At 72.4% G+C, this 13,387-nt stretch carries 14 protein-coding genes; 7 read left to right on the top strand and 7 right to left on the bottom strand.

All coding sequences use genetic code 11. The annotated features are described in order from the left end of the window. Positions 1–11: 11 nt before the first annotated feature. Entirely contained in the window at positions 12–692 is a 681-nt protein-coding gene (locus ACWDYJ_RS16480) for an endonuclease V (RefSeq protein WP_451566236.1), read from the bottom strand. Positions 693–717: 25 nt separating this feature from the next. Here ACWDYJ_RS16480 and ACWDYJ_RS16475 point away from each other — a divergent pair, with 25 nt between their 5' ends. Next, a complete protein-coding gene (locus ACWDYJ_RS16475) occupies positions 718–1,017 on the top strand; it encodes a YciI family protein (protein ID WP_451566235.1) in 300 nt (99 codons plus the stop codon). A 506-nt stretch (positions 1,018–1,523) separates the two neighbouring features. After that, positions 1,524–2,051: an N-acetyltransferase family protein gene (locus tag ACWDYJ_RS16470; protein ID WP_451566234.1), complete on the top strand. Its 528-nt coding sequence runs from the start codon at positions 1,524–1,526 to the stop codon at positions 2,049–2,051. On the opposite strand, the gene ACWDYJ_RS16465 is transcribed toward ACWDYJ_RS16470, so the two are convergent. Further along, a complete protein-coding gene (locus tag ACWDYJ_RS16465; protein WP_451566233.1) occupies positions 2,052–3,158 on the bottom strand; it encodes a WD40/YVTN/BNR-like repeat-containing protein in 1,107 nt (368 codons plus the stop codon). 370 nt (positions 3,159–3,528) lie between these two features. Here ACWDYJ_RS16465 and ACWDYJ_RS16460 point away from each other — a divergent pair, with 370 nt between their 5' ends. The 3 genes from ACWDYJ_RS16460 to ACWDYJ_RS16450 all read left to right on the top strand — a co-directional run bounded on the left by ACWDYJ_RS16460 (position 3,529) and on the right by ACWDYJ_RS16450 (position 7,032). Continuing rightward, positions 3,529–3,945: an SsgA family sporulation/cell division regulator gene (locus ACWDYJ_RS16460; protein WP_451566232.1), complete on the top strand. Its 417-nt coding sequence runs from the start codon at positions 3,529–3,531 to the stop codon at positions 3,943–3,945. Positions 3,946–4,128: 183 nt separating this feature from the next. After that, entirely contained in the window at positions 4,129–5,769 is a 1,641-nt protein-coding gene (locus tag ACWDYJ_RS16455) for an ABC-F family ATP-binding cassette domain-containing protein (protein WP_451566231.1), read from the top strand. 288 nt (positions 5,770–6,057) lie between these two features. Then, complete coding sequence (locus ACWDYJ_RS16450; RefSeq protein WP_451566230.1) at positions 6,058–7,032, top strand: acyl-ACP desaturase; 975 nt, start codon at positions 6,058–6,060, stop codon at positions 7,030–7,032. Between the two features lie 122 nt (positions 7,033–7,154). Here ACWDYJ_RS16450 and ACWDYJ_RS16445 read toward each other — a convergent pair whose 3' ends face one another. Beyond that, positions 7,155–7,397, bottom strand: a complete 243-nt coding sequence (locus ACWDYJ_RS16445; RefSeq protein ID WP_451566229.1) for a WhiB family transcriptional regulator — start codon at positions 7,395–7,397, stop codon at positions 7,155–7,157. Between the two features lie 95 nt (positions 7,398–7,492). Here ACWDYJ_RS16445 and ACWDYJ_RS16440 point away from each other — a divergent pair, with 95 nt between their 5' ends. Next, positions 7,493–8,155, top strand: coding sequence for a TetR/AcrR family transcriptional regulator (locus ACWDYJ_RS16440; RefSeq protein ID WP_451566228.1), 663 nt, complete (start codon positions 7,493–7,495; stop codon positions 8,153–8,155). Here the strand turns inward: ACWDYJ_RS16440 and ACWDYJ_RS16435 are convergent. The 4 genes from ACWDYJ_RS16435 to ligD all read right to left on the bottom strand — a co-directional run bounded on the left by ACWDYJ_RS16435 (position 8,143) and on the right by ligD (position 12,235). Further along, positions 8,143–9,567 (bottom strand): DHA2 family efflux MFS transporter permease subunit, encoded by a 1,425-nt coding sequence (locus ACWDYJ_RS16435; protein ID WP_451566227.1) that lies wholly within the window; start codon positions 9,565–9,567, stop codon positions 8,143–8,145. The two genes, ACWDYJ_RS16440 and ACWDYJ_RS16435, sit on opposite strands and share 13 nt — an antisense overlap. Further along, the gene (locus tag ACWDYJ_RS16430; RefSeq protein ID WP_451566226.1) at positions 9,564–10,457 is read right to left on the bottom strand and encodes an alpha/beta hydrolase; all 894 of its coding nucleotides are present in this window, start codon (positions 10,455–10,457) and stop codon (positions 9,564–9,566) included. The genes ACWDYJ_RS16435 and ACWDYJ_RS16430 overlap by 4 nt, the downstream gene beginning before the upstream one ends. 201 nt (positions 10,458–10,658) lie before the next feature. Then, the gene (locus tag ACWDYJ_RS16425) at positions 10,659–11,171 is read right to left on the bottom strand and encodes an HAD domain-containing protein (RefSeq protein ID WP_451566225.1); all 513 of its coding nucleotides are present in this window, start codon (positions 11,169–11,171) and stop codon (positions 10,659–10,661) included. A 44-nt stretch (positions 11,172–11,215) separates the two neighbouring features. Beyond that, positions 11,216–12,235, bottom strand: a complete 1,020-nt coding sequence (gene ligD / locus ACWDYJ_RS16420) for a non-homologous end-joining DNA ligase (RefSeq protein ID WP_451566224.1) — start codon at positions 12,233–12,235, stop codon at positions 11,216–11,218. A gap of 75 nt (positions 12,236–12,310) precedes the next feature. Between ligD and ACWDYJ_RS16415 the strand changes: the two genes are divergently transcribed. Further along, positions 12,311–13,378 (top strand): ATP-dependent DNA ligase, encoded by a 1,068-nt coding sequence (locus tag ACWDYJ_RS16415; protein WP_451566223.1) that lies wholly within the window; start codon positions 12,311–12,313, stop codon positions 13,376–13,378. Positions 13,379–13,387 lie beyond the last annotated feature (9 nt).

Below are 13,387 nucleotides of genomic sequence, written 5' to 3'. Positions count from 1 at the left end.
CCTACTGCGCCTCAGCCGGCCGCCTCGCGCAGGGCGCGCCGGCACAGCGAGTCGGCGTGCCGGGTGGTCTCGGGGATCCGGAAGCGGGGGCTCAGCGCGAGGGCGTGGGCGCAGGCGTTGTCCAGCGAGACGCGGTGGCCCACGGAGACGTACACGGGTTTGACGCCGTCCTGCGTACGCAGCGCCCGGCCGACGACGGCTCCGTCGGCCGCGAGCAGCGGGGCCGCGTCCCCGCGCCGGGTGCCCGGTTCCTCGTACGAGAAGGTGAACGGGTTCTTCGCGACGCCCATGCTCGGCAGGCCGGTGACCACCCCGAGGTGGCAGGCGAGGCCGAAGCCCCGGGGGTGGGCGAGACCGTAGCCGTCACAGACGACGAGGCCGGGGGTGACCGGGAGAGCGTCGAGGGCGGCGAGCACGGTCGGCAGCTCACGGAAGGCGAGCAGGCCCGGGACGTACGGGAAGCTGACACGGCCGACGGCGGTGGCCCGCGCCACCACGTCGAGGGTCGCCGCGTCGAGCACGACGGCGGCGGCCGCGACGAGGTCGCGCGCGTCGTCGTAGGCCACGTCCACTCCGGCGACGAGGCCGGCGCCGGGCGGGGGGCCGGTCTCGGTGAGCACGACCTGGTGGCGCAGTTCGTCCTGTATCGCGCGGGCTTCGGCCTCGTCTGCGGGGGTCTTCACACTCGTCATGAGGTGCGAGGGTAGCCTGGCGATCATGTTCGTCATGGAGCTCACCTACACCGCGCCCGTCGAAGCCGTCGAGGAAGAGATGGACGCGCACATCGCCTGGCTGGACGGCTACTACGCCTCCGGCGTGTTCCTCGCCTCCGGCCGCAAGGTCCCGCGCGACGGCGGCGTCATCCTGGCCGGCGGGGTCTCCCGCGCGGAGATCGAGAAGATCGCGGCCGAGGACCCCTTCACGGTGGCGGGCGTCTGCGCCTACCGCATCACCGAGTTCATCGCCACGAAGACCTCGGCGGACCTCGCGACGGTCCGCGAATCCCCGACCGTCTGACCCTGCCCGGGGGCTGGGCGCGGCGCCGCTTCAGCCCGGCCGCTGCTTGAGCCCCGGGGCCGTTTCCCGTGCCGCTTCAGCCCACCGGCGCTTGAGGCGCGAGTCCCGGGGCCGTCCGCCGCGCCACTTCAGCCTCACCGGCGCTTGAGGCGCGGGTCCGGGGCGCAGCCCCAAGGCCGCCTCCCGCGACCCTCCAGCCCCACCAGCGCTTGAGGCGCTGGTCCGGGGCGCAGCCCAGCCCCGAGGCCGTTCCCCGTACCCCTCCAGCCCCGCCGGCGCTTGAGGCGCTGGTCCGGGGCGCAGCCCCGAGGCCGTCTCCCGCGACCCTCCAGCCCCACCGGCGCTTGAGGCGCGGGGTCCGGGGCGGAGCCCCGGTTTCGGGAAGGGGCGGGGCGGGGGGAGGGCCCCGCGCAGCGGCCCACCCCCGGCCCGGACCCGGCGGCCACCGCCGCCCAGGCGGCCGACCCCGACAGACCGACCCGCATACCGGACCCCTTGGAGCACGCATGCACCGGCAGCCGCGCCCCGCAACCCCGGCCGACATCCCCGAACTGATACGCCTGCGCGCCGTCGCCCTCGCCTCCCTCGGCGTAGACCCCGGTCCCACGGACGCCCCCTGGCGGAACGTCGCCGCCGACTGGTTCCGCGAACGCCTCACCGAACGGCCCGACGTACATTGCCTGGTCGCCGGCGGCGAGCCCGGCGAGCCCCTGCTGGCCACCGGCATGGCCTGGGTGACGTACCACCTGCCCAGCCCCCGCTGGACCGACGGCCGGCGCGGCTACCTCGACGGCATCGTCACCGACGAGGCCGCGCGCGGCCGGGGCCACGGCCGCCGCATCGTCGACGGGCTCGTCGCCTGGCTGAACGGCACCGGCATCCACTACATCCAGCTGCACGCCAGCGCCGACGGTGAACCCGTCTACAAGGCCGCGGGGTTCGAGACGGGCGCCTACCCGGGCATGGACCTCTTCACCGAACCCGAGCCCGAACCCGCACCTGCGCCCCCGTCCCCGTCCCCCTCCGCGTCCTGATCAGCGCCGCTCCAGCCGGGCCACCCGCCCCTTCTCCCCCGCCGCCCAGCAGCCCCCGTCGGGCACGCAGTCGACGGTGTCGAAGGAGCCGGTCTCCAGGGTCCGCCAGGTACGCCCCGCGTCCGTGGTGACGTCCGTACCGGTCGGGCCCACCGCGAGGGCCGTCGAGCGGCCGTACGGGTACCAGGCCGCGCCCGAGCGGTAGGCGGGCGGCGGCGTCGCCGCCTGGCTCCAGCTGTGGCCGGCGTCCACCGAGCGGGCCGCCGCCTGCGGTGAGGCCTGGCCGGTGCGGTAGTCGCCGCCGACCGCGAGGCCCGTCGTACGGTCGCGGAAGGCCAGGGCGAACACCCCGCGCGCCGGGTCGCCGGCGGGGACGGTGGATTCGGCGACCCGCCAGGTCAGGCCCCGGTCGGCGGAGTGCAGCACCCGCGCGACCGGACCCCCGCCGGTGGCCAGCCAGACGTCGCGCGGGCCGGCGCCGACCAGGCACTGCCCGCTCGCGGCGAAGCCCGCCTCGCCCGGCAGCGCCTGCGGCATGCCCTCGCTCGGGAGCACCCGCCAGTTGCGTCCGCCGTCGTCCGTGGCGAGGATGCGGAACTTCCCGTCCACCGGGTCGCTCATGGCCACCCCGTGGCGGGAGTCGAAGAAGGTCAGGCAGTCGTAGAAGGCGCGCGGGTCGGGGTTGCGGAAGGTCTCGGTCCAGGTGGCGCCGCCGTCCTCGGTCCGCAGCACCCGGGATGCCTCGCCCTCGCCGATGGACAGGGCCACCGCCCGCCGCGCGTCGAAGGCCTCGATGTCGCGCAGCTCCAACTGCTCGGCGACCGCCCCCGGCGGGGAGACGTCCCGCCAGGTCCTGCCGCCGTCGGCCGTGCGCAGCACCGTTCCCTTGGAGCCGGCCACCCAGGCCGTGGTGCGGCTGACCGCCGCGAGCCCCCGGAAGCGGGAGTCCTTGCCGCTTTCCTTCAGGGCCCAGCCGATGTCCCGCAGGCCGCTCCCCGAACCGGCGCGGGCGGGGTCGGCGGCCTCGCCGGTCTCCGCCCGCACCGGCGCGGCCAGTACCCCCACCAGCAGGGCTGCCGCGCACATGCCAACTCCCAGAAGTCTCATGGCGCCGGAAGCTAACGCACCCCGCATGTCCCGTCCAGGGTGCGTCCCGGCCGCGGGTTCCTGTGCGGCGAACTGAGCGTGACGACCCCGGACGGCCGCGCGCCCGGCGCGATCCGCGCGGTGCTTCGCGCTGGTGGAGTAGCGGTAACCAGCCTTCTTGGGACCACTTCCGGGTCTGCGGCGGCGGCTGTGTCACCTGAGGCCGCACCATTTCACCGGTCACACTGTGCGATCACACAGCAAAGAACAAGCCAACCGGTGACACAGCTCACGTCACTTCGCATGCACTGATGTGCCGATTCCGGCGTCTATCCGGTTGCCGGGCTCCACCCCCCAACCCGGCAGCAGATCCGCCGCAAGGGAGTGAGCCTTGATCACTGTCATCGAGCAGGCCGTACAGGCCCGACTGGTCGCCACCGCGCCGAAGGTCGAGACCGTGCCCGTCACCCTCTGCTACGACCGGGCGGATCCCTTCGCCGTCCGCATGGCCTTCCCCGCGCTCGCCACGCTCGAGGGTGTCGAGGTCTCCTGGACCTTCGCGCGTGAGCTGCTGGTCTCCGGGATCCAGCACCCGGCCGGCTGCGGCGACGTACGCGTGCGCCCGTACGACGGGGACCGGACCACGATCGAGTTCCACGCGCCCGAGGGGGTCGCGATCGTGCTGGTGGCGACAGCCGAGTTGCAGCGGTTCCTGGAACGGGCCTCCACGGTCGTGCCACCAGGGCTGGAACACCTCTACCTCGACATGGACCACAGCCTGGCCGAGCTGATGCGCGACCCCCGCTGATTCTTATTCGATTGCGGGCGGCTCCGGCCGCCCGTAGCTTCGTAGACGCCCCATCGCCGTCGAAACGGAGCAGGACATTGCTCGTCTGAGGTTCGAGACACCGACCACCCTCACGACCACGACCACGTGAAGTCGGCTGTCTCCCCGCGTTGCACGCACCACTCACGCAACCTGGAGGCCTCCATGAGTCATGCCCCTTCTTTCGTCACCTGCTCCGCCCTGTCCTTCGACTGGCCCGACGGCACTCCCGTCTTCGACGGGTTCGACCTCGCCGTCGGCCCGGGCCGTACCGGCCTCATCGGACTCAACGGCTGTGGGAAGTCCACCCTGTTGAAACTGCTGGCAGGTGAACTGAGCCCCACCGGCGGCCGGATCACCATCGCCGGCACCATCGGCCACCTGCCGCAGAACGTCACCCTCGACACAACCCTGCGGGTGGACGAGGCTCTTGGCATCCACGCCACCCGCACGGCCCTGCACGCCATCGAGGCGGGCGAGGCCACCGAGGACCACTTCGCCGCCGTCGGCGACGACTGGGACGTGGAGGAACGCGCCCTGGCCACGCTCGACCAGCTGGGGCTCGCCCGCATCGGCCTGGACCGCACCGTCGGCGAGCTGTCGGGCGGCGAATGCGTCCTGCTGCGGCTTGCGGCCTTGCTGATCGCCCGCCCGGACGTCCTGCTGCTCGACGAGCCCACCAACAACCTGGACCTGCGCGCCCGGCGCCGCCTGTACGCGGCGGTCGAGTCCTGGTCCGGGGTGCTGGTGCTCGTGAGCCACGACCGCGAGCTGCTGGAGCGGGTCGACCAGATCGCCGACCTGCGGGACGGCGAAGTGCGGTGGTACGGAGGCGACTTCACCCACTACGAGGACACGCTCGCCGCCGAGCAGGAGTCAGCCGAACGGATGGTCCGGGTCGCGGAGGCCGACGTACAGCGCCAGAAGCGGGAACTGGCCGACGCCCACGTCAAATTGGCCCGGCGCAAGCGCTACGGGCAGAAGATGAACGACAACAAGCGCGAGCCGAAGATCGTCATGGGTGCCCGCAAACGCGCCGCCCAGGAATCGGCGGGCAAGCACCGCATCATGCACACGGAGAAGCTGGCGGACGCACGCGAGCGGCTGGACCAGGCGGTGGAGGCGGTGCGCGACGACGCCGAGATCCGGGTCGAGCTGCCCGCCACCCAGGTGCCGCGGGGCCGGCGCGTGCTCACCCTGAGCGATCTGCGGCTGCCCCACGGCGCGACGGTGGCGGGCGAGTGGGAGGTGCGCGGCCCGGAGCGGATCGCCCTGGTCGGCGGCAACGGCTCGGGCAAGACCACGCTGCTGCGGACGATCGCCGGGCTGATCCGGCCCCTCTCGGGGGAGGCCTTGACGCACGTGCCGACGCGCTTCCTGCCCCAGCGCCTCGACGTACTGGACGACGACCGATCGGTGGTGGAGAACGTCGCGCGGTTCGCCCCGCACGCCACGAACAACCTGATCCGGGCGCGGCTCGCGCACTTCCTGTTCCGGGGTGCGCGGGCGGAACGGGCGGCCGGCACCCTCTCGGGCGGTGAACGCTTCCGGGCGGCCCTCGCGGCGCTGCTGCTGGCGCAGCCGGCTCCCCAGCTGCTGATGCTGGACGAGCCGACGAACAACCTGGACCTGGCGAGCGTACGGCAGCTCACCGACGCCCTGGAGTCGTACGAGGGCGCCCTGCTGGTGGCCAGCCACGACGTGCCGTTCCTGGAGTCGATCGGCATCACGCGCTGGCTGCTGCTCGACGGCGACCTGCGGGCGACCACGGCGGAGGAGGTCCGGGAGTCGCTCTGGCACGAGTGACACTGCCACACGGTTGCGGGGGCATGACGGCGGGGAGCGGCGGGCATGACTGCGGGGGCGCCGGCGGCCCCGGCGCCCCCCTCGGCCGTCAAGCCGGGAGCCCCGGACCACCTTCCGGCGTGATTCTTGCCCCGCCTGCCCCGCTCCGCACCCCTTCAAACTGCATAGATAACCGGATGTAACCGGACACAAGCATGCCTGGGGCTTGGCTGGCGTTGATGTCGCGCTTAACCTACGACTCCGTAGGCTACGGAACCGTAGGTATTCGCTTTTCCCCCAGGAGCACCCGTGACGATCACCTCTCCCCACCTCGGCAGCTCACAGGCGTGGACTGACGCCAAGCTGCTGTTCGCGCTGGAAGAGGTGGTCGAAAAGGAACTAAACCGCCATCTGAAGGTCACCAAGGACTGGATGCCCCACGAGTACGTCCCGTGGAGCGACGGCCGGAACTTCCCCGGTTTCTTCGAGGACGGCGAAGCCTGGGACCCGCAGCAGTCCAAGGTCACCGACATCGGCAAGATCGCGCTGGTCGTCAACCTGCTGACCGAGGACAACCTCCCCAGCTACCACCACGAGATCGCGACGCTTTTCGGCCGCAACGGCGCGTGGGGCACCTGGGTGCACCGCTGGACCGCCGAGGAGGGCCGCCACGGCATCGTGATGCGCGACTACCTGCTGGCCTCGCGCGCCGTGGACCCGGACAAGCTGGAAGCGTTCCGCATGCAGCACATGTCGGAGGGGTTCGAGTCCGACAACAGCCACTCGATGCTGCACTCGATCGCGTACGTCGCCTTCCAGGAACTCGCGACCCGCATCTCGCACCGCAACACCGGTCACCAGTCCGGCGACCCCGTGTGCGACCGGATGCTCGCCCGCATCGCGCAGGACGAGAACCTGCACATGGTCTTCTACCGCAACCTGCTGGGCGCGGCCTTCGAGCTCGCCCCGGACCTGACGATGCAGGCCGTACGGGACGTCGTCGTCAACTTCCGGATGCCCGGCCACGGCATGCCCGGCTTCGAGCGGATGGCCGCGCAGATGGCGATCGGCGGGGTCTACAACCTGCGGATCCACCACGACGACGTACTGGCCCCCGTGATCCGGTTCCTCAAGATCATGGACATGGACGGGCTGGGCGCGGACGGGCTGAAGGCCCAGGAGGAGCTCGGGCTGTTCATGAACGGCCTGGACTCCGAGGCCCGCAAGTTCGACGAGCGCCTGGCCGCCCGCGCCGCGCGCCTCGCGGCCCGCCGGGCCTCCTGACCGCGATCCGCCCGCTCGACCGCCCTGGCAGAGCCCCGCTCCGCCAGGGCTTCGCGCGCTCCCGGTACCCCGCCCGCCTCGTCGGCCCCCCTCGGGAAGGCCGGCCCGGCGAGCCCGGACCGTCAGCCGCGGGGGCGCAGGGCCTGCCGCTCCGACTCCGAGAGGCCGCCCCAGACGCCGAAGCGCTCGTCGTTCGCGAGCGCGTACTCCAGGCACGCCGCCCGCCCCTCGCACGCCCCGCACAGCCGCTTCGCGTCGCGCAGCGAGGACCCCGGCTCGGGGAAGAAGAAGCTGGGGCCCGTCTGGGCGCACAGGGCGAGGTCGTACCAGGCGGGGGTGACAGTGGTGGTGGTGTTCATCGACATGCGCCGATCGTGACCCCCGCCGATGTACGTCCGATCAACGCCCGATCAACACGGGCAGCCTTAGTGAACGATCGTGCGTTCGGTAAGATGGCGACATGGCAGACGGACGCGTGGAGCGCGGAAACCAGACGCGGCGGGCGGTCCTCGACCGGACGATGGAGATCGCCTCGGTGGACGGCCTCGAAGGCCTGTCGCTGGGGAAGATCGCCACGGATCTGGGCCTGAGCAAGAGCGGGGTGTTCGCTCTGTTCGGGTCCAAGGAGGAACTCCAGCTCGCCACCGTCCGCGCGGCCGTCGAGGTGTTCGTCGAGCAGGTCGTGCGGCCCTTGCGCGCGGAGCCCGGCGGCGTGGCCAAGGTGTGGCTGCTGTGCGAGCGCTGGCTCGACTATTCCGGGCGCCGGATCTTCCCCGGCGGCTGCTTCTTCTACTCCGTCTCCGCCGAGTTCGACGCGCGCCCGGGCCCCGTCCGTGACGAGATCGCCAAGGCGCGGTCGGACTGGACGCGTTACGTGGAACGGCTCCTGGACGAGGCCCGGCTGGCGGGCGGGTTCCGCGAGGAGGTCGACGCCGCGGACGTGCCGCAACTGGCCTTCGAGTTCATCGCGTTGATGGAACTGGCCAACGCCCACTCCGTCCTGCACGAGGACCCCACGGTGTACGAGCGAGCCGGCCGGGGCATCCTCGACCGGCTGCGCGCGGCCGCGGCCGCCCCGGACGAGCTCCCGAAGCGGCCGCCTGCCGTCAACTACGCCGCCTGACCGGCCTCTTGCCCGGCCGGGGCCTGCACGCGCATCGACCAGCCCGCGACCGCCGCACCCAGCGCGGTCAGGGCCGCCAGCAGGAAGATCCCACGCCAGTGGTCGCCCCCGGCCCCGGCGCCTGTCAGCAGGGCGGCCGTGGCCGCGACCCCGAGCGCCCCGCCCAGTTGACGGGCCGTCATCAACAGGCCCGTACCCGCGGCGAACCGCTCCGGAGGAAGTGTCGCCGAGGCCGCCGCGGAGAGCGCGGTGAGCGCCACCCCGATACCAAGGCCTCCCAGCAGGCCTGCCGGCAGGAAGATCTGGGCGTACGAGGTCGAGTGCCCGGCCCAGCCCCACAGCAGCAGGGCGTTGGCGGCGAAGAGCAGGGATCCGACGGTGACGGCCGCCCATTGCAGCCGGGCCGGCACGCGTCGGCCCACGACCAGCGCACCCGCCGTCGCGAGAACGGCGCCCGGGGTGACTCCGAAACCGGCCTCCAGGACGGAGTAGTTCCACCGGGCGATGAGGTACGAGGGGCCGGTCAGCAGCCACGCGTACATGCCCGCCCCGAAGAGCAGCGCACTGATGTTGGCGCGGGCGAACACCGGATCACGCCACAGCTCCCGGTCGACGGCCGGGGCGGGATGGCGGCGCGAGCGGCGCAGCGCGACGGCGCCCAGCAGCAGACCGGCGCCCGCGAGGCCGAGCACGGTGGGGTCGGTCCAGCCCCGTTCCTCACCCTGGGAGAGGGCGGCCACCACGCCCCCGATGCCGAGCGCGAGCGCGATCGTACCGACGGCGTCGGGCAGTTGACGTGCCACGGGAGGCTGCCGGGGGACGGCCCGGCGGCCGACCCAGCAGATCACCAGTCCGAGTGGCACGTTGATCAGGAAGATGGCGCGCCAGTCCCACACCTCGACGAGCAGTCCGCCGAGGCTCGGCCCGACGGCGGCGGCGAGTCCGCCCGCCGCTCCCCAGGCGCCGAGGGCCGCGGCCCGCCGGGCGGGCGGCGTGTGCGCCAGTACGAGTCCCAGCGCTGCCGGGATCATCCCGGCCGCGGCGGCTCCCTGGAGGGCGCGGGCGAGGATCAGCAGCTCGGCGGTCGGCGCCACGCTCGCGGCGAGTGACGTGACGGTGAAGGCGAACGCCGAGCCGAGGAACAGGGCGCGGCGGCCCAGGGTGTCCGCGAGGCGCCCGGCCGCGGCGAGCAGGGCGGCGAACAGGACGGCGTAGCCGCTGATCACCCAGGTCAGCCGGGCGGACGAGACCTCGGGAAAGGCGCGCCGCAGGTCGGGGAAGGCCACGTTGACCACGGTGGAGTCGAGGAAGGCGAGGAAGGTGACGGCGCACGAGAGCACGAGGACGCGCCCGGCGGCGGCCCCCGAGTCCGCGGGGGCGGCCACCGGGGCCTCGTACCGGGTAGCGCTCACCGGGCCGCCGCCGGCTTCGGCATCGGCTTCGGCATCGGCTTCGACATCGGCGTCGACTCGGCGAGGAACGCGGCCGCTGCGGCGATGACTTCGGCGTCGTTCAGAATGCGCCGGTGCCCGAGCCCCCGGGTCTCGATCAGCCGGGCGCGGTCCCCGTAGGCGGCGGCGATCCCCCGGGACTGGCCGGGAACCGCCATGTCGTCGTCGACGTCGTGCACCAGCAGGATGTGCGCCGGACTCTGCCCGGGGTCCAGGCGGGAGTCGAGGCGTCGCCAGATGTCGGGGGTGCCCGCGAAGAGCCGGTGCTCGACATGGTCGCGCAGAGCCCGTACGACGGCCGGTCCGACGTCCAGGGTGCGGCCGAATCCATCCACGAGGTAGTCGAAGTCGGCGATGCCCCCGATCCCGACCACGCGCTCCACGCGGATGCCGTCCCGCAGCGTGAAGAGGGTGGAGAGCACGCCGATGGAGTGCGCCACGACGGCGGAGAACTCCCCGTGCTCGGTGTGGAGGGCGCGGATGATCTCGCGGAAGTCCCGGATCGAGGCGGCCCGGCCGCCGGACTCCCCATGGCCGGGGGCGTCGAAGGCCACCACGGTGTGCCCTTGGGCGCGGAGCGCCTGGACGAGCCCGGCGAACCGGGAGGCGCGCGAGGACCAGCCGTGCACCAGCAGGACGGGGCGGGCGCCGTCGCCCCAGCGGTAGGTGGTGACGGATATGCCGTCCACGGTCAGCCGCCCGGTCTCGGCGCCCCCCATCACCTCCGCTTCCTCCGCCCGCAGCCGTGCCCGGCCGAGGGGCCGGATGAACAACCGGAACGCAACCCGCCCGGCGGCCCCCGGGGCGATGCGGGCGGCGATGTCGAGGGTGACGCTCAGGAGTGAAGCCATGGGATGCATGCCCGGTTCTCCGGATCTCCTCAGAAGGCCAGCGCCTGGCACTGGCAGGATTGGGTGAGGAAACATTAGCACGATCGTTCGTACTGTCAGTTGGACGCGAAGGACGCACGGAAGGAAGCCGATCGCATCCACCGGCTGCTTCGAACCGCCCTACGGCCACTGGCAGACGGACCTGGGGCCTCCTCGGCCATCTCACGCCGCCACGGCCGCCATCCACCGGGCCAGGATCTCGAAATCCGCGTCGGTGAGGCCCGTTCGGGCGTCGATGCGGTGGAGGAGGGTGGGTTCGGGGTGGTGGGCGGCGGCCCAGTCGCGGTCGGCGGAGGTGATTTCATCGTCGACCCAGGCGAAGGGGCGACCGGTCGCCCAGGTCAGGAGGGGGCGGGTCTTCCAGTGGAGGCCGTGGCGGCCCTCCTCGGAGGACGGCTCCGGCCAGCTCACCACCGGCAGTTCCGGCAGGCCGATCCTCGGCCCGACAGATTCGTTCGCCTCCGACATCCACGTCGTCGCCCACACCAGATCGCACGGCAGTGCCAGCAGCCGGGGCCCGAGCGCCGGGTCGAGCCGGGCCAGCAGGGGATTGCCCGCGTCGGTGGCGCTGCCCACGCGGTAGCCGCTGCCGCCGAAGGGAATCAGCGGTCCGTCGACATCGAGGAACAGCAAGGGGCGGTGCTTGAAGGGACGGTGCGGCGCGGAAGCGGACATGGGCGCACCGTAGCGGCCGGCTCCGCGGCGCCGCCGGACACGACCTACCCCTCGTGCTTCGCGCGGCTCGGCTGGACGCGCTTGGGTTCGCCGGGCATCTTCGGGTAGTCGGGGGGATACGGCATGTCGCCCATGCCTTGGTCGTGTTCCTGACGGTCCGCGAGCTCCAGCACGGCATCGAGCAGGAAGGCGTGGTCGTCCATGTCGGCGTGCAGGTCGCCCAGTTCGGCGAAGCGTGCCGGCATCGTCACGATGTCGAAGTCGCGCGGGTCCGCGGCGTCCACCTCGTCCCAGCGCAGCGGCGCCGAGACCGGGGCGTGCGGGCGCGGGCGGACGGAGTACGCCGAGGCGATGGTCCGGTCCCGCGCGGTCTGGTTGTAGTCGAAGAAGATCCGCTCGCCGCGCTCCTCCTTCCACCAGGCCGTGGTCACCTTGCCGGGCATCCGGCGCTCCAGCTCACGGCCGATGGCGATCGCGCACCTGCGGACCTCGGTGAAGGTCCAGCGCGGCGCGATCGGCACGAAGACGTGCAGGCCGCGGCCGCCCGAGGTCTTGGGCCAGCCCCGCAGCCCCAGCTCCTCCAGCAGTGGGCGCAGCTCGTGAGCGGCCGCCACCGCGTGGTGGAAGTCGGTGCCCGGCTGCGGGTCCAGGTCGATGCGCAGTTCGTCGGGCCGGTCGGTGTCCTCGCGGCGTACGGGCCAGGGGTGGAAGGTCAGGCAGCCCAGATTGGCGGCCCACAGGACGGCGGCCGGCTCGGTCGGGCAGATCTCGTCCGCCGTGCGGCCGCTGGGGAAGGAGATGTGGGCGGTCGGAATCCAGTCGGGCAGGTTCTTCGGGGCCCGTTTCTGGAAGAAGGACTCTCCCTCCACCCCGTCCGGGTAGCGCTCCAGGGTGGTGGGACGGTTGCGCAGCGCGCGCGTGATGCCGTCGGCGACGGCGAGGTAGTACTCGGCGACGTCCCTCTTGGTGAGGCCCCGCTCCGGGAAGTACACCTTGTCCGGGCTGGACAGCCGTACGGTCCGCCCGCCCGCGTCGAGCTCGATCGCACCATCCGCAGCACCCATGAACGCCACGGTAGGCGGGCTCGGCGGGGCGCGCACACCGGGCGGGTCGGGACGTACCACCGCAGAATCTGAGGTATGGACCTGCCAGTGATGCCCCCTGTCAAACCGATGCTCGCCAAGTCCGTGACGGCCATCCCCCCGGGGATGCAGTACGAGGCCAAGTGGGACGGCTTCCGCGCGATCGTGCACCGCGACGGCGAGGAGGTCGAGATCGGCAGTCGCACGGGCAAGACGCTGACCAGGTACTTCCCGGAGTTGGTGACCGCGCTGAAGGACAATCTGCCACCCCGGTGCGTGGTGGACGGAGAGATCGTGATCGTCCATGGCGGGCGGCTCGACTTCGACCGGCTGACCGAGCGGATCCATCCCGCCGCGTCCCGCGTGAAACTGCTCGCCGAGACGACTCCGGCCGGCTTCATCGCCTTCGATCTGCTCGCCCTCGGCGACGAGTCTCTTCTCGACACCCCGCTCGCCGACCGCCGTACCGCCCTCACCCGCGCACTGTCCACCGCTCGGCCCCCCGTGTATCTGGCGCCCGCCACCACGGATCACGCGCTCGCGCAGGAGTGGTTCGAGCGATTCGAAGGCGCCGGTCTGGACGGGGTGATCGCCAAACCTCTCGATCTCCCCTACCGGCCGGACGCCCGCCTCATGTTCAAGATCAAGCACGAGCGTACGGCGGACGTCGTCGTCGCGGGATTCCGTTTCCACACGAGCGGTCCGATTGTCGGATCGCTGCTCCTCGGCCTGTACGACGCCCATGGCGCCCTCCAGCACGTGGGAGTGTGCGCCGCCTTCCCCATGAAGCGCCGCGCCGAGCTGGTCGAGGAACTGCAACCCCTGCGCATGCCGGATCCCGCGGGTCATCCCTGGGCCGCCTGGGCCGAGGCGTCCGCACACGAGAGCGCCCGGCTGCCCGGCGCGCAGAGCCGCTGGACGGGGAAGAAGGACTTGTCCTGGGTACCGCTGCGCCCCGAGCGGGTCTGCGAGGTGAAGTACGACCACATGGAGGGCGACCGCTTCCGGCACACCGCCCAGTTCCACCGCTGGCGGCCCGACCGGGTGCCGGAGAGCTGTACGTACGCCCAGCTGGAGGAAGTCGTCCACTACGACCTCGACGAGGCACTGGGGACCGCCGGCTGACGGCCCCGT

This window comes from Streptomyces sp. NPDC003042 (genome assembly GCF_053591315.1).
This window is presented reverse-complemented; position numbering and strand designations above follow the sequence as displayed.